Source organism: Arthrobacter sp. Y3221087 (assembly GCF_059089905.1).
In genome coordinates this window covers 60,292-75,694 of sequence record NZ_JBNHFE010000007.1, presented here as the reverse complement: position 1 = coordinate 75,694, position 15,403 = coordinate 60,292, and the positions used below count along the sequence as shown (strand labels likewise).

The 15,403-nt window shown below is 65.4% G+C and carries 17 protein-coding genes and 1 pseudogene; 10 read left to right on the top strand and 8 right to left on the bottom strand.

All coding sequences use genetic code 11. The features are described 5' to 3' along the window. The first annotated feature begins 68 nt into the window (after nt 1-68). Entirely contained in the window at nt 69-830 is a 762-nt protein-coding gene (locus AC5RUO_RS17205; RefSeq protein WP_494104139.1) for a response regulator transcription factor, read from the top strand. On the opposite strand, the gene AC5RUO_RS17200 is transcribed toward AC5RUO_RS17205, so the two are convergent. After that, nucleotides 803-1,213 carry an Hpt domain-containing protein gene (locus AC5RUO_RS17200; RefSeq protein ID WP_494104138.1) on the bottom strand — a complete coding sequence of 137 codons (411 nt, stop codon included), beginning with the start codon at nt 1,211-1,213 and terminating at the stop codon, nt 803-805. The genes AC5RUO_RS17205 and AC5RUO_RS17200 overlap by 28 nt on opposite strands. Before the next feature lie 232 nt (nt 1,214-1,445). On the opposite strand from AC5RUO_RS17200, the gene AC5RUO_RS17195 reads away from it, so the two are divergent. Further along, entirely contained in the window at nt 1,446-2,669 is a 1,224-nt protein-coding gene (locus tag AC5RUO_RS17195; RefSeq protein ID WP_494104137.1) for a glycosyl hydrolase, read from the top strand. 6 nt (nt 2,670-2,675) lie between these two features. On the opposite strand, the gene AC5RUO_RS17190 is transcribed toward AC5RUO_RS17195, so the two are convergent. The 4 genes from AC5RUO_RS17190 to bioB are packed head-to-tail and all read right to left on the bottom strand — an operon-like array spanning nt 2,676 to nt 4,914. Continuing rightward, entirely contained in the window at nt 2,676-3,119 is a 444-nt protein-coding gene (locus AC5RUO_RS17190) for a very short patch repair endonuclease (protein ID WP_494011661.1), read from the bottom strand. Between the two features lie 19 nt (nt 3,120-3,138). Then, a complete protein-coding gene (locus AC5RUO_RS17185) occupies nt 3,139-3,573 on the bottom strand; it encodes a pyridoxamine 5'-phosphate oxidase family protein (RefSeq protein WP_494052849.1) in 435 nt (144 codons plus the stop codon). A 55-nt stretch (nt 3,574-3,628) separates the two neighbouring features. Then, on the bottom strand, nt 3,629-3,898 hold the full coding sequence (gene bsaP / locus AC5RUO_RS17180) for a biotin synthase auxiliary protein BsaP (RefSeq protein WP_494104136.1): 270 nt from the start codon (nt 3,896-3,898) through the stop codon (nt 3,629-3,631). Next, nucleotides 3,895-4,914: a biotin synthase BioB gene (bioB, locus tag AC5RUO_RS17175; RefSeq protein WP_494104135.1), complete on the bottom strand. Its 1,020-nt coding sequence runs from the start codon at nt 4,912-4,914 to the stop codon at nt 3,895-3,897. Before bioB ends, bsaP begins: the two co-directional genes overlap by 4 nt. Nucleotides 4,915-5,127: 213 nt before the next feature. Here bioB and AC5RUO_RS17170 point away from each other — a divergent pair. From AC5RUO_RS17170 to AC5RUO_RS17155, 4 genes and pseudogenes are all read left to right on the top strand, one after another. After that, nucleotides 5,128-5,361 (top strand): annotated as a pseudogene (locus tag AC5RUO_RS17170) (hypothetical protein); the annotation flags it as partial. A gap of 169 nt (nt 5,362-5,530) precedes the next feature. Beyond that, a complete protein-coding gene (locus tag AC5RUO_RS17165) occupies nt 5,531-6,187 on the top strand; it encodes a DUF6318 family protein (RefSeq protein ID WP_494104134.1) in 657 nt (218 codons plus the stop codon). Nucleotides 6,188-6,330: 143 nt separating this feature from the next. Beyond that, a complete protein-coding gene (locus tag AC5RUO_RS17160) occupies nt 6,331-7,137 on the top strand; it encodes a hypothetical protein (RefSeq protein WP_494104133.1) in 807 nt (268 codons plus the stop codon). A gap of 110 nt (nt 7,138-7,247) precedes the next feature. Continuing rightward, the gene (locus AC5RUO_RS17155) at nt 7,248-8,318 is read left to right on the top strand and encodes an alkene reductase (protein ID WP_494104132.1); all 1,071 of its coding nucleotides are present in this window, start codon (nt 7,248-7,250) and stop codon (nt 8,316-8,318) included. A gap of 232 nt (nt 8,319-8,550) precedes the next feature. Here the strand turns inward: AC5RUO_RS17155 and AC5RUO_RS17150 are convergent, their stop codons facing one another. Next, the gene (locus tag AC5RUO_RS17150; protein ID WP_494011654.1) at nt 8,551-8,847 is read right to left on the bottom strand and encodes a hypothetical protein; all 297 of its coding nucleotides are present in this window, start codon (nt 8,845-8,847) and stop codon (nt 8,551-8,553) included. 155 nt (nt 8,848-9,002) lie between these two features. Between AC5RUO_RS17150 and AC5RUO_RS17145 the strand changes: the two genes are divergently transcribed. Next, nucleotides 9,003-11,465 carry a Tex family protein gene (locus AC5RUO_RS17145; RefSeq protein WP_494104131.1) on the top strand — a complete coding sequence of 821 codons (2,463 nt, stop codon included), beginning with the start codon at nt 9,003-9,005 and terminating at the stop codon, nt 11,463-11,465. A gap of 12 nt (nt 11,466-11,477) precedes the next feature. Here the strand turns inward: AC5RUO_RS17145 and AC5RUO_RS17140 are convergent, their stop codons facing one another. Continuing rightward, nucleotides 11,478-12,275, bottom strand: a complete 798-nt coding sequence (locus AC5RUO_RS17140) for a ZIP family metal transporter (protein ID WP_494104130.1) — start codon at nt 12,273-12,275, stop codon at nt 11,478-11,480. 99 nt (nt 12,276-12,374) lie between these two features. Between AC5RUO_RS17140 and AC5RUO_RS17135 the strand changes: the two genes are divergently transcribed. Then, nucleotides 12,375-12,698, top strand: a complete 324-nt coding sequence (locus tag AC5RUO_RS17135; protein ID WP_494104129.1) for a hypothetical protein — start codon at nt 12,375-12,377, stop codon at nt 12,696-12,698. A gap of 36 nt (nt 12,699-12,734) precedes the next feature. Here AC5RUO_RS17135 and AC5RUO_RS17130 read toward each other — a convergent pair whose 3' ends face one another. Then, nucleotides 12,735-13,058, bottom strand: a complete 324-nt coding sequence (locus AC5RUO_RS17130; RefSeq protein WP_494104176.1) for a DUF2071 domain-containing protein — start codon at nt 13,056-13,058, stop codon at nt 12,735-12,737. Between the two features lie 460 nt (nt 13,059-13,518). Between AC5RUO_RS17130 and AC5RUO_RS17125 the strand changes: the two genes are divergently transcribed. Both AC5RUO_RS17125 and AC5RUO_RS17120 read left to right on the top strand, forming a co-directional pair. Beyond that, nucleotides 13,519-14,370: a glycosyltransferase family 2 protein gene (locus AC5RUO_RS17125; protein WP_494011650.1), complete on the top strand. Its 852-nt coding sequence runs from the start codon at nt 13,519-13,521 to the stop codon at nt 14,368-14,370. A 1-nt stretch (nt 14,371) separates the two neighbouring features. Beyond that, nucleotides 14,372-15,367, top strand: a complete 996-nt coding sequence (locus tag AC5RUO_RS17120) for a glycosyltransferase family 2 protein (protein ID WP_494011649.1) — start codon at nt 14,372-14,374, stop codon at nt 15,365-15,367. Nucleotides 15,368-15,403: the final 36 nt, after the last annotated feature.

The window sequence follows — 15,403 nt, the reverse complement described above, 5'->3', positions numbered from 1 at the left end:
TAAAGGGCCATACCAGCAGGATATCCGCAGGCAGCTATACTTCTGACGTTGGCTGCTGAGGGGGCACTATGAGTGATGCACGTGTAGGGCTGGTCATCGAGGATGACCACGACATCCGGGAACTGGTCCGCACGGTCCTGACCCAGGCCGGTTTCGAAGTGACAGTGGCCAGCAGCGGCGCCGAGGGCGTGCTCATCGCGAAGACCCTGAACCCGGACGTCATCACCCTGGACCTCGGCTTGCCGGACATCGACGGCTTTGAGGTGTCGCGGCAGATCCGCGAGTTCTCCGACGCCTATATCGTGATGCTCACGGCCCGCACGGAAGAACTGGACACCCTGATCGGGCTGGAGTCCGGCGCCGATGACTACCTCACCAAGCCGTTCCGTCCGCGCGAGCTGCGCGCCCGGATCGCTGCAATGATGCGCCGGCCCCGGTCAGGTGCGGAAACCGAGGCGTCCGCTGTGGAAGCTGCCGAGGGCACCGGACACTCCGAACGCGGGAACTACAGCCACAACGGCCTGGAACTCAGCTACGCTTCCCGGACCGTGGTGGTCGACGGGAAGGAAATGAACCTCACCCGCACCGAGTTCGAACTGCTCCACGCCTTGCTTGAGGCCGGCCGCACGGTCCGTACCAAGGCTGACCTGGTGCGCCGGCTGCGGGACGAGGATTACGACGTCGGCAGCTACATCAGCGAGGCCGACGAACGGTCAGTGGAAGTCCACATGGGCAACCTCCGCAAGAAGCTTGGCGATTCCCCCCAGCAGCCGCGCTGGCTGCAAACCGTCCGCGGAGTCGGTTACCGGCTGGCACCAAGCGAGCAGTGAGCCTGCAGCCGGTGCATCGTCAGTCCGCCGCACAGGTTGATGGGCCGGAGGAACGTGGCGGCCAGCCGGGGAAGGACGACGGCGGCGTCGGACGTGCGTGCGTCGGTGCGGATTTCGCCTTCGAGGTCCAGGGCCAGGGAGGCAAGCCGCTCGGCTCCCACCATTTGGCTTGACGTCTTCAGGCTGAGGACAGCGTCCATTGAGCCCTCCAGGTCCCCGGTGGTCAAGGCCAGCCGGAGGCGGTCGATGCGCTCTGGCAGGCACTCGATGAAGTTGTCCACGAACACCCTGCAGTACCCCTCGTCCTCGTGCAGTTCCTCGCGTAGGCGGTCGAGTACGGACTGGTCCACCAGCGGCCGGGGGGCATCATCTGAGGCGCTCACGACGCTCCTTTCAGCTGGGAGAAACCATTGACGGAAACGTCGCGGGTTATTGGGGGGGCTGTGCTCTTTCAGGTTAGGTCTGTGGGCACTCGGCGGCAGTCTTTCAGGGGATAATTGTGGGTTTCTTGATGGGAGTCCGGGATCTGCGCCAAATACTTGAGCCAGTGCTTCCTGCACGGAAAAACTGCGGCTCCGGCCGCCCGTCAGCTGGGGATGGGTTGTGCTGTTTCGAATGCTGAGAACGCTGGCCGCCGCTGTGTTCCTTGGTGCCGGGCTGGTCCTGTCCGGCGTGCAGCCCGCTGCCGGCGGCGCTTCCGCCGCGCAGGTGGCAGTCAACCCGGGGACCGGACCGGCGGGGTCTGTGGTCACGGTTTCCGGTGCAGGGTTCAAGGCCTCCACCACGGGGACGGTGATCGTCGGCTCGGCCACGTTCCAGTTCCGGACCACGGCAAACGGTTCCTTCAGTGCCGGGATCACCATTCCCGCTGGCGCGGCAGGGAACACCACCATCACGGCCAAGACCTCTTCCATCAAGGCCTCCACCGTTTTCGTGGTGCAGGCAGCCCCGGTACCTGCGCCCCAGCCACCCGCCGTCAGCACTGCTCCGCTGCGTTTCGGCGTCGGCACGGCCGGGGGAGCGCTGGCTGCGGCCGAACTGGATGAGGTGGCCAACCTCGCAGGGGAAAGCCCCTCGATGGTCCTGATGTACAAGGACTTCCGGCAGCCCCCACCCCTGGCAGAGATGGATGCAGTACACGCCCGCGGGGCGGTGCCGCTTATGACCTGGGAGCCGTGGGCCTGGGGCGGCGGGGTCAACCAGCCGGCCTACTCGCTGGACCGGATTACGGCCGGTGATTTCGATGCCCGGATCACCGAGTGGGGTCAGGCCCTCGCCGCCTGGGGCAAGCCCGTGATGCTGCGCTTTGCCCACGAAATGAACGGCAATTGGTACCCCTGGTCCGAAGGGGTCAACGGAAACCACTCCGGCGACTACGTTCCGGCCTGGCAGCACGTCCATGATCTTGTGGCGGCTGCCGGAGCAGGCAACGTGCAATGGGTGTGGTCGCCGAACGTCCCCTACTGGGGATCCACGGACCTGGCCGGCCTTTACCCGGGCGCTGCCTATGTAGATGTGGTTGCCCTGGACGGCTACAACTGGGGCACGTCCCAGACATGGAGCAGTTGGATCATGCCCCAGGAGCTGTTCGGACCCGGCATCGCCCAGCTCCGCACGCTGGCTCCGGGCAAGCCCATTCTCATCGCGGAGACGGCTTCCACCGAACTGGGTGGGTCCAAAGCCGCCTGGAACACCGACCTCGTGTCCTTCCTGGCTGCCCAGCCTGACGTGGTGGGCTTCGTTTGGTTCCACCTGCAGAAGGAAGCCGACTGGCGCATGAACAGCAGCGACTCGTCCGCGTCCGCCCTCAGGAACGCTTTGCTGGCACGGCGCAGCTGAATCCCGTCAGGAAGCAGGCTGGTCCTTGCCGCTTTCGAGGAAGCGCACCAGATGGTCCTCCAGCGCAGAACCGTCCCTGAGCTCGCACTCCCAGACGGTGAGGACCTCCCACCCCGCGTCCTCAAGGAGGCGTCGCTGGCCGGCGTCGCGCTCCCTTGTCCTGGAGCGCTTCGCCGCCCAGAATTCCGCGTTTGCCTTTGGGGCGTGCTGTCCAACCCGGCAATCGTGGAAATGCCAGAAACAGCCGTTCACGAAGATGACTTTGCGGCGGCCGGCGAACACCAGGTCCGGGTTGCCGGGCAGCCGCGACGTGCCGGACCTGCCGTGCAGGCGGTAGCGGTAGCCCTTGGCATGGAGCAGCCTGCGGACCAGCAGTTCGGGCTTGGTGTTCTTGCCCCGGATCCGGGACATGTTCCAGCTGCGCCGCTCCGGAGTCAGCTTGTCCGCCATACTCCAAGTCTAGGAGCGCTCAGATCTCCCGCTCGGGCTGTTCGCCGAACACGAAGTGGCGGCCGCTGACCGACGTTGGCTCGATCTCCACGTAAAAGTCCTTGAGCGTGGGCACCCAGGTCTTCAGGCCCAGCGCCTCCACAGCCTCCAGCTCTGCCGATTTGTTCAGCACGCGGGCGGTTCCGCGCAGCACCACGGACCAGGCCTCGTCGGAGTCGATGCCGTCCGCTTCGAAGAGCACCGTGGAATTGATGGTCAGCTGTGCCAGCTTGTTGCCCGGCGCCGTCCGGAGGTAGATCTTCCGCTCCGCGGTGACGTAGTTGACCGGGAAGATATCCGGTTCGCCCGCAACCGAGACCACCAGCCTGCCGTGTTTGGTGTTCTCCAGGAGGTGCCAGGACTGCCCATCGGTGAGTTCGAGTACGGGTTGACCGTCTGCGTGTTCAAACATCATGAAGCCATTCTTCTACGCATCGTAGAAACACGCCAGAGGGTTGGCTGTTTTTGACTCAGTCACTGTCAGCGGCGGCCGAAGTCTTGCCGTGGCGCGAGCAGCGGGCCCACCAGCCAACGGGAGAAACCTGGACCTTGAGCCGGCGCCCGCACTGGACGCAAAAGCGCGGAGGGTCCAGTTCCAGCCGCACCACGCAGTTTTGGTGCGGGGACGACGGCGGGGTGCTGCCGCCGTCGTACGCTTCCTTCTCCGAGGGGAGGCCGCAGTGCCCGCAGAAGATGAAGGGCGTCGGGGCCGTCGAACCGGGGGAGCGGGTGGGGGTCATAGCGTCTTCTGCAGTTCCTTGATGGGCATGTTGAGGTCCACCAGGAGGTTGAGGTCGGCGGTGGCGGGCCGGCCGAGGGTGGTGAGGTAGTTGCCGACGATGACGGCGTTGATGCCGCCCAGCAGCCCGTCGCGGGTGCCGAGGTCGCCAAGGGTGAGCTCGCGGCCGCCGGCGTAGCGCAGGACTGTGCGGGGCATGGCGAGGCGGAAGGCGGCGATGGCGCGGAGGGCGTCCTTGCCGTCCATGACCTGCTGGTTCTCCAGCGGGGTGCCGGGGCGCGGGTTGAGGAAGTTCAGCGGGACCTCGTGCGGGTCCAGGGCGGCCAGCTGGGCCGCGAGTTCAGCACGCTGTTCCAGGCTCTCGCCCATGCCGATCAGGGCCCCGCAGCACAGTTCCATGCCGGCGTCCTTGACCATGGCGCAGGTTTCCAGCCGCTCCTCGTAGGTGTGGGTGGTGACCACCTGGCGGAAGTAGCTCCGGGCGGTTTCAAGGTTGTGGTTGTAGCGGTGCACGCCCCAGCTGGCCAGCTGGTCCACCTGCCGCCGGGTCAGCATGCCCAGTGAACAGGCGATGTTGATATCCACTTCCTCGTTGATCCGGTCGATGGCGAACTTGATCTGGTTCATGAGCTTGATGTCCGGCCCGCGCACGGCGGCGACGATGCAGAACTCGGTGGCGCCCGTGGCGGCCGTTTCCTTGGCGGCCTTGACGAGTTCCGGAATGTCCAGCCACACGCCGCGGACGGGGGAGTCGAACAGGCCGGACTGGCTGCAGAAGTGGCAGTCCTCGGGGCAGCCGCCGGTCTTGATGGAGATGATGCCCTCCACTTCCACGTCCTCGCCGCAGTGCCGGAGGCGCACCTGGTGGGCCAGGTCCAGGGCGGCGGAAATGGCTTCGTCCGGCAGGCGCAGGACTTCCACCAGCTGGGCTTCGGACAGGCCGAGGCCCTGTTCCAGGACCTGCCTGCGGGCGGTCTCGAGGATTGGATATTTCAGGAGTTGCGGTTGAGTCGTCATGGGTGGTCCTCCGGCTGACTGGGATGGCTTCCCTGCCGACGCTAGTTCCGGACTGCCTCTCTGTTTTTGTCGGATGGCCACAAGGGCCGACTGCCGGTTTTGTTGACAGCTTTAGTCAAGACTTAACACAGTGGAAACAGGTCCGTGACTGGGCTGTCTTCCCGGCTGGATAGCGTCGCACCGGACCAATTCCCCGGACGAAAGCGACCCTGACAGGGCCGCGACTACCTCCGGCGCACCGACGACGGCACCGACCTGCCGATGTTCGACGCCGACGGGAACCCCAGCGATGCGAAGCTCCTCTGCCACGTGACCGGGATCGAGTCCGAGCGTCCGGACATGTTCCGCTCCGGCCAGGACGCGCCCGACGGCGGCCCGCAGTACGTCTCGGCACTCGCCCTGTCCACGGACAAGACCGGAAAGCTGGTCCTGTCCGCCCGGCGGTGACGTTCCGCAGTTGGTGACATCACTGTAAGGAAAGCCGGTGCTTGGTGGCACCGGCTTCCCTTACGGACTTTGCCTGTGGATAAGTTTGATTGCCACATTGTGACGTGGGCTACCCTTAAGGCACTGTCCTGAGCACGCCGTCTGATAACTACTGGGGGAATAGCGGCCCATGGCTTTACAGAACGTTGTTACGTCACGTGGTTTCCGGGCTGGAGCCCTCGGTTTGGCAATTGCTCTCTCCCTTGGATTGGCCGGATGCAATTCGGGGGAGTCGCCCGGGCAGGGCGGGACCACCACTCCTGCGTCGACTGACCTGGCCACTACCAGCGCTTCGCCAACGCCTACCCCGTCACCCACCGCTGTTTACAAGCCCGCCGATGCCTCCGGCCCGGCCCAAAACGTCCCGGTCCCCGTCATGCCCGAGGTAGCCAAGACCGAGACGAAGGAAGGGGCTGAGGCCTTTGCAAAGTATTGGTTCGCCATGTTGAGTTATGCCTACGAGACGGGTGATACTGCTGAACTATCGAACTTTTCCAAAGCTGAATGTGTTTTTTGTCAGGGGCTCGTCAACGATATTGAAGCTGCTTGGGCTGAAGGCAAGTGGATTTCTGGAGGTCAGATAGAAATTCCGGTTGCGACCGCAAACCCTTCCACTGAGGGCGCTACGCAAGTAGTTCTTCAAGTGCTGCAGAAAGAATTGGTCATTCATAACCAGGACGGAAGTCCGTACCAAGAAAAGACGCCTGCAACGAATGCGGGAAGCGTCGCAATGGTTAGATTCGCCGATGCAGAATGGATAGTCAGCGACCTAGGGTTGATCCGTTAGTCATGAGTTACATCGGCAAGGTTCCCGCAATCCTCGCCTGCTGTTTGCTGGTCTTGACGACTTCCTCCTTGACTGCCTATGCGGAAGACGGGGCGAAACCGAAGCCACACATTGGTGGGGGGTTTGTAGACTCCGGGGTTCAGATGGGAGCTGACACGTGGGTGGCTAACCCCGGTACCGGCGAATTCGTTCGGGCGGAGCCGGGTGCGGTCTCCACTGACCCTAACGAGTATAAATACGAGCTCCAGTGCCATCTTGGCGGGGGAGACTTCGACACTCCTTGCCTGGGCAGGCAGCTGGAGTGCAAGGACGGCCCCGATGGCCAAGACGGGATCCCGGTTATGTGGTTGTCCCGGCCTAGGGGAGTGCCTGGTGCCGTCTGGGCGCCCCACTCCGGGCCCACCTGCCTCTATGACGCAGCGCCGGAGGACCTGTTGCCGCGCATTGCCGCGGACATCCAGCGGGAATTCCAGAACCTGCCCATCAACGCGGGAACCGTAACAGCACAGCCAAGCCCGCACACGCTCCGCGGCGCTGAAACCAACTTCTACGTCGAGGCAGTTGAGCAGCAGTTCGACATCACCATGTTCGGCCAGGCCGTCCATGTGGTCGCCACTCCTGTCCAGTACACCTGGTACTACGGCGACGGCACTGTCTTCGGTCCCCAGCCGTCGATGGGAGGCCCGCTGCCGCAGGACCGCTGGGGTGAAAAGACCCGCACCAGCCACGCTTACGGCCAGACCGGCGACTTCCAGGTTGTCCTGACCACTTCCTTCCAGGGCACCTACTCCGTCAACGCCGGTCCGCCGCTGCCCATCCCCGGCCAGGGCCAGTTCAGTTCCCCGCCCCAGACCATCAGCGTTTGGCGCTCGCTGACCCGCAACTACGCCGACGACTGCAACACCAACCCGAACGGCCAGGGCTGCCCCGGCGCGCCTGCATCCCGTTAGCCCCTGGCCCAGGACCAAACGGGTTGTGATGCCGATCGCATCCGGAATAGGTGCACGCACCTCCCAGTTGGCATGGGCAGTACGTCTTTAGCCTTCGAAAGGAACTGCGCATGCTGTTTTCCCCTCTCACCCTCGGCGAGCTTGAACTTCCCAACCGCTTGGTCATGGCGCCGTTGACCCGGCTCCGCTCCGGTGAGGAAGGCGTCCCCGGCCCGCTCGTCGCAGAACACTACCGCCAGCGCGCCTCCCTGGGCCTCATCGTCAGCGAAGGCACCTACCCCAGCCCCGCGGGCCGCTCCTACCCTGGCCAGCCCGGCATCTTCACGAAGGAACAGATCGCAGGCTGGCAGAAGGTCACGGACGCCGTGCACGCCGAAGGCGGCCGCATGTTCGCGCAGATCATGCATGGCGGCCGGGTTTCGCACCCGGACATCACCGGAGGCCACCAGCTTGTGGCGCCCAGCGCCGTCGCCATCGAGGGTGACGTCCGGGCCCCCTCCGGAAAGCAGCCGTACCCGGTTCCGCACGCCCTCACCACCGACGAACTGCCCCTGCTGATCCAGGAAATCGTCGATGCCTCGCTAAACGCTGTCGACGCCGGCTTCGACGGCGTGGAGCTGCACTCCGCCAACGGCTACCTGCTCCATGAATTCCTGGCACCCAACTCGAACGTCCGTAACGACAGCTACGGCGGCTCGCCGGAAAACCGGGCCCGCTTCGTCATCGAGACGGTCAACGCCGTGGTGGCAGCGCTGGGCGCCAACCGCGTGGGCATCCGCATTTCCCCGGAACACAACGTGCAGGGCATCGCCGAAACCGATCCGGCGGACGTGCGCGCCACCTACGAAGTCCTGGTGGACAGCATCGCCCCGCTCAACCTCGCCTACCTGAGCATCCTGCACCACGAACCCGCCGGTGAACTCGTCCAGGACCTCCGCGCACGCTTCGGCGGCACCTTCCTGGTCAACACGGGCTTCGGTGTGGTCACCACCCGGGAAGAGGCGGTAAACCTGATTGCCGACGGCCACGCCGACGCCGTGGTGGTGGGCCGGCCTGCCATCGCCAACCCGGACCTGGCGCGGCGCTGGAAGGAAGCACTTCCGCTCAACGAGCCGGATGCCTCCACCTTCTACGCAGAAGGCGCCAAGGGGTACATCGACTACCCCGCCTACCAGGGCTAGCCGGCCCGGACACATGGCGACGGCGGCACCTGCAAGTGGGTGCCGCCGTCGTTGCTGCTCGGTGTGCTGTCCCGGCAGCGGGGCCGGAAGCCATCCGACGACTTCCGACCGACTTACGATTCAGTGTGGCCCGCCGGACTCCTCTGGAAGCCGGCGGTGATCAGATGCTACTCCATCGAATTTACTTTTGCTAGACCTCTGCCACCGTAGCTGCTGCAGCGGCCGAAGGGGCCTACAAAACGGCTTCCCGGCCGGTCCCTTCCCTCATCACCAGCTTGCCGTCCTCGATGGATACGAGCACGCTCTTCGGCTTGCCGGAAACCTTCGTGATCGCCTTGAGCCCGCGGTTCGTCACCTCCACGCCCACCTGGGCGCCCTTCGCCGGCAGTTCCACGGACACCTCCGACGCTATGCCAAGGATCGGATTGGTGGACACCCCAAGGTCCCGCCGCGCCTGTTTCCCGTTCACCGTCACGGTGATATTGGCTTCCTCGAACCCCTCCTGAAACACAATCAGCAGTTCCCGCATGGCGGCCTCTTCCTTGAGCTTTGTTGTCCCAGTGACGGCACCTCCACTACAGCACTTTGCGGGCGTGAGCGGAATACCCGCGCCGGGCCCCCCCATGCTCCGTTCCTGCGCCGGCAGCGGTGGAGCGGCGCAGGCGGGTAAGGCAAGATGTTCTGGTGACTCAACTGCCCCAAGCACCCACGTCCGTTCGTTCTGCAGCGCCAACTGCCGGCGACGCCATTTACGCCCAAATCGCCACTGAGCTGGGCGTCAAGGCATGGCAGGTTAAGGCCGCGGTGGAACTGCTCGACGGCGGGTCCACCGTCCCGTTCATCGCCCGGTACCGCAAGGAAGCCACCGGGACCCTGGACGATACCCAGCTCCGCGACCTTGAGGAGCGCCTGCGCTACCTCCGCGAGCTCGCGGACCGCCGTCGCACCGTCCTGGAAGCGGTGGAGGCACAGGGCCAGCTGACCCCCGAGCTGAAGAAGGCGATCCTCGCCGCGGACACCAAGTCCCGGCTGGAGGACATCTACCTGCCGTTCAAGTCCAAGCGGCGCACCAAGGCGCAGATCGCCCGGGAAGCAGGTTTGGAACCGCTGGCCGAGGCCCTCCTCAAGCGGCCCGACCTGCACCCTGAGCGGGAGGCTGCAAAGTATCTCAACACCGAGCATGCGATCGGCGACGCCGCCGCTGCGCTCGCCGGTGCCCGCGCCATCCTGGTGGAACGCGTGGCGCAGGATCCCGACCTGGCCGCCACCCTGCGCGAGCGGCTCTGGACCCAGGGCCGTATGGTTTCCCGCGTGAAGAAGGGCAAGGAAGCGGACGGCCAGAAGTTCGCGGACTATTTCGAGTTCGCGCAGGCTCCCTCCGGCATGCCGTCGCACCGGGTCCTCGCGCTGCTGCGCGGTGAGAAAGACGGCATCCTCGAGCTCGACCTTGCCGAGGCAGATCCCGCAGACGACGACGCCCTCACCGCCGCCCGCTCCCGGTACGAGTCCGCGGTTGCCAGGTGCCTCGGGGTCGCCGACCGCGGCCGGCCCGCCGACGCGTGGCTGATGCAGACCGCACAGGTGGCGTGGCGGTCCCGCGTGCTGGCCCGCCTCACGGCAGACCTCCGCGGCAGGATGTTCGCCGAAGCCGAGGACGAAGCCGTCCGCGTATTCGCCGCCAACCTGCGCGACGTTCTCCTCGCAGCTCCCGCCGGCAACCGTGCCACGCTCGGCCTAGACCCGGGCCTGCGCACGGGGGTCAAAGTGGCTGTGGTGGATGGCACCGGAAAAGTGGTGGCCACCGACACCGTGTACCCGCACGCCCCCGCCAGGAAGTGGGACGAAGCCCTGGCCACCCTGGTGAAGCTGGCGCGCCAGCACGCCGTCGAACTCGTGGCCATCGGCAACGGCACCGCGTCCCGGGAGACGGACAAGCTCGCCGCCGAGCTGATCAAGCTCCTGCCGGACGTGGACCGTAAGCCGCAGAAGCTGGTGGTGTCCGAAGCTGGCGCGTCCGTGTACTCGGCATCAGCGCTCGCAGCCGCCGAACTGCCGGGCATGGATGTTTCGCTGCGTGGCGCGGTGTCCATCGCGCGGCGGCTCCAGGATCCGCTCGCGGAACTGGTAAAGATCGACCCCAAATCCATCGGCGTGGGGCAGTACCAGCATGACGTGACGGCGTCGAAGCTGGACCGCAGCCTCGATGCCGTGGTGGAGGACTGCGTCAACGCCGTCGGGGTGGACGTCAACACCGCTTCACCCGCGCTCCTCAGCCGGGTTGCCGGCGTCGGGCCCCTGCTGAGCGAAAACATCGTGGCCTACCGGAACGAGCACGGCCCGTTCGCCCGGCGCACCGACCTGAAGAAGGTGCCAAGGCTGGGAGCCAAGGCTTTTGAGCAGTGCGCGGGCTTCCTGCGGATCACCGGGGGAGCGGAGCCGCTGGACGCGTCCAGCGTCCATCCGGAGTCCTACGCAGTGGCGCGGAAGATCCTGGTTGCGGCCGGGTCCGCGCCCGCTTCCTCGCTGGATGCCAGGGACTTTGTGGACGATACCTTCGGCCTGCCCACCGTCACCGACATCCTGGCCGAACTGGACAAGCCCGGCCGGGATCCGCGCCCTGCCTTTGCTGCCGCCACCTTCTCCGAGGGCATTGAAAAAATTTCAGACCTGAAGCCTGGGATGGTGCTCGAGGGCACCGTGACCAACGTCGCGGCGTTCGGAGCGTTCGTGGACGTTGGCGTCCACCAGGACGGGCTGGTCCACGTGTCCGCCCTGGCCAACCGGTTCGTGTCAGATCCCCGGGAGGTAGTCAAGTCCGGCCAGGTGGTCCGGGTGAAGGTTCTGGAGGCTGATCCGGAGCGTAAGCGGATCTCCCTGACCTTAAGGCTCGACGACGAACCCACCGGAGGTGGGAGGGTCGCCCGGGGTGCCGGTGCGGGCAAGCCTGCTGCGGAGAAGTCGGACGGACGGCGCCAGCCTGCCGGGCGCGGGGCACAGCAGGACCCCGGGCGCAGGCGCCAGGACCCGGAAAAGAACGCCGGCCGGAACACCTCCGGCGGCGCGGGCGGCCGTGGATCGTCGTCGAAGCCGGAACCCGTGAACACAGCCATGGCAGAAGCGCTCCGCAGGGCAGGGCTGGGGAAATAGGCCGGTATCGGCTTAGGCCAGGGACAGGACGAAGGCCAGGACGAATCCGCCCGCCGTGCTGAGGGCCACCGCCGGGCCGCCGTGTTCATAGGCTTCCGGCATCAGGGTGTCCGCGAGGGATGCGATGACGGCGCCGGCGGCGAAGGCCAACGGTATGGAGATGGCCTCGGGGTCCGTCCCGGACAGCGGCCCCGCACCGACAACAACTGCGATGACCAGCAGGGCCGCGCACCCCAGCCAAAGACCCAGGATGGTGCCCGTTGAGCGTCCTTGGCTTCGCATGGATGCTGAGCCAACCAGGGCCTCGGGGAAGTTGGAGACAAAAATTGCCGCGAGCAGGGCCAGCCCACCGGTGCCTTCTCCCAGCGCGATTCCCAGGGCAACGTTCTCCGGGACGCCATCCAAGGTGACCGCGGCCAACAAAGCCAGCCCTGCCGCTCCCCGTGTTGAGGCAGAAGTGGCATGTTTATCTGACGCGGCGGCATCCGTATCGAGCTTGGCGCTCCCTTCGAACTCGTCCGCAGGTGTCGCCTGCTCCTGCTTTCCGGGCTGCGCCCACCGGTCCAACAGAGCGCTGAGGACCGTGAACACCACTGCGCCACCTATCAGCCCGATGGCTGCGCGGACGATCCCGCCATGTTCATAGGCATCCTCGAACAGTTCGAAAGCCAGGGCGGTCATCAGTGCACCGGCGGCGAAGGCCAGCAGCATAGCCAGGAGGCGCTTGGGCAGCTCAAACCGGACACCAATAAAGGCACCCAGAATCAGTGCACTGGATGCTATGACGCCGAACCACAGCGACATCAACATGCGGTAAGTATAGGAGGGCCGTGTTGACGTGGGAAGACGTTGTGCGAGAGGGCGTGCGCGGACTTTCGGCAGCGTGGGCCTATCTGCAAAGGTGGATCCATGACCTATTTCCTGGAGTACACCATCCCTGCCGCCTCCGACGATGCCGAGTTTGCGTTCCCCTACGATGAGATCAATACCGGCACCACCGTTCCTCTGACCCAGACCGGCGCCGAGGTGGTACACACCACCGAGCTTCCCGCCCGTACCGGCATCATGGGCGCCACTGTGCCGGAGGCCAAGCTTGAAGCTGAACAGCTGATCACGCACAGCCGGGCCTCAGAGGCGAGCCTGTACTTCGATCCCTCCAATTCACTGCAGCCGGGCGTTGGCACGCTGGTGGCCACCTTCAGCGAGGGGCAGGGCTGGCGCGACGTCGCCTGAACCTCCCGCGGGCTGGAGGACAACGCCTGCCGGTGACTACCGCCGGTCCGTGACTACGCGCGGCCGCCCGAACCGGCTGCGCACCCCCGGAGAATAGAGGACCGACCCCGGCGGGCCGCTCACTCTGATCCCGGCGGCTTCCACGAGGCCATCGCGCAGCGTGTAGCCGCGGGCGCCGTTGCCCGTGGTCCCCGGAGCGCTCCAATGGTGGTGTTGTATCCGCGACCAGAATCCGATGAGGCCCACCCATGACCTACCGTCGAACACGTCCGGTTGGATTCCCGCCGGCATGAAGCGGGCAGCCTCTTGTTCCGGGATTCGCCAGTCGAGAAAGATTGCGTTACTCCAGCGCTGGCCCATAATGGCGGGCAGTGGCAGCTCAGGCGGATTGGGCCAGAGCGACCCGGCATCCAAGTGCTGATCCAGCAAGATCCCTTCACCCCGCCCCATTTTCGGGCCACACCGCCCCGTTTGGGCGTTGGTGGACGCAACGGCCGTTCCGCGGCGGTTTGGGCGGCCGCAACCTACCTCTTCATGGCGGGGTACCCACCCTACCTAACTTGCGCATGGGACAAGTCCCCCAATGTACAGCACGGATTGCTGGGCCCGGCCCCTGCCCTCCTAGCTCCCGGAGCAGGCAATTCCCTCCAGTAGAACGCGACTAAAAAGGCGAGTACTCATTACTGGTGATTAGCCGCCGGGGCAACCATAAGCTCAACCTACCCCGGGCCAAGGAACTGACCAAGGCCCAACAAGCGCTGACTCAGCAGTGCTTCCCCGTTGGCCAGAGTTCTCCACACGCCATGAAGAGGTGAGGCATATGTCTATCTCCACCCAGCCACCCATTTCGCTCTCCAAGCTCGCAGCAGCGCCGGTGCGGGCATCGATCAGCGTGGTCATCCCGACCTTGAACGAGGCCCAGAACATTCCCTGGGTCCTTCGGCGTATGCCGCTGTACGTCGATGAGGTGGTAATCGTCGACGGCCGGTCAACGGACAACACCGTCGGAGTGGCGCGGGCAGTGCGCCAGGACATCGTTGTGGTGGACGAGAAGCGCAAGGGCAAAGGCGTGGCGCTAAGGTCAGGATTTGCGGCCGCAACCGGTGACATCATCGTCATGCTGGACGCCGACGGAAGCATGGATCCACAGGAAATCGGCTGGTTCGTTTCCCCACTGCAGCATGACTATGACTTCGTCAAAGGTTCCCGCTACGTCACGGGCGGGGGATCGGAGGACCTGACGTGGCTGCGGCGCACAGGAAACCGTGCGCTGACCGGGCTGGCCAACGCGGTTCTGCACAGCAACTATTCCGACCTTTGCTACGGCTACATCGCCTTCCGGCGGGAGTGCCTGGATGTCCTGCAGCTGGAATCCGACGGCTTCGAAATCGAGACCGAGCTGATCGTCCGGGCCGCCAGGGCCGGCCTTCGAATCGCCGAGGTTCCCAGCTTCGAGCTGGACCGCATCTCCGGGGTGTCGAACCTCCAGACCTTCCGGGACGGCTGGCGGGTCCTGGGGACAATGGCGCATGAGTGCCTCCTGTGGGATTCCCCCACCGCCGGCGCACGGCCCGAGGCGCTGCGCCGGGTGAAGTACGCCTACACCAGCGTGAGCTTCCCGCGGACACCCACCGATCCGCTGAGTGTTCTTCCCGTGGTGAGCGTGGCCTGACATGGAGTACATACCTTCCCCGACTGTCTCAGTGATCATCTGCGCCTACACTGCTGAGCGCTGGGACTGGCTGCTGGATGTCATCGAGTCCCTTCGGGCGCAGACCTTCGCACCGAAGGAAGTCCTGGTGGTCATCGACCACAACGAGGAACTTTACGAGCGGCTGGCCAAGACTGTTGACGACGTCACTGTCGCAAGGAACACCGGCCCGCGAGGGCTCTCCGGTGCCCGTAACACCGGCGTGGGCCTGGCAGACTCGGACGTGGTCGCCTTCCTCGATGATGACGCTGTGGCGGCACCGGACTGGCTAGAACGCCTGATGGCCCTTTATGACGATCCCGAGGTGCTGGGCGTGGGCGGCCGCGTGGAGCCTCTCTGGGAAGCGGGACGGCCCGGCTTCTTTGGAGAAGAACTCGACTGGATTGTCGGCTGCAGCCACCGTGGCTTGCCACGGGTGGCATCCGAGGTCAGGAACGTCATCGGTGCCAACATGTCCTTCCGGCTTGATGTCATCAGAACGGTGGGCGGTTTCAACCACTCCCTGGGCCGGCGCGGCTCCACTCCATTGGGGTGCGAGGAGACGGAGATCTGCATCCGGTCCACGATGGGCTCCCCCGGGAGCCGTATCGTCTACGAGCCGGCAGCGCTGGTGCGCCACCACGTGCCTGCAAGCCGGGGAACCGTCCGCTACATGCTTTCAAGGTCCTGGTCGGAGGGAATTTCGAAGGCCCAGGTCAGCCACGTCGTTGGGCACAAGCGGGCCCTCGGCCCGGAACGCCGGTACGTCCGCAGCGTCCTGCCCAAGGCCTTCTTCTCAGGGATCTATGACTGGACCCGCGGAGATCGTTCCGGACTTGGCCGCGCGGCTGCCTTCGTGGCGGTCGTGGCCTACACATCGGCAGGCTACCTCCGCGGACGCCAGCTTGCCCATGTGCCTGGTCGCCCCCTGAACCGGCCGGTCCTGGCCGGAGTGAGTCCATGGCGGGACGTGCAGTGAACGTCGTCGGCAAGGCTCGGGGGCCGACACCGTCCA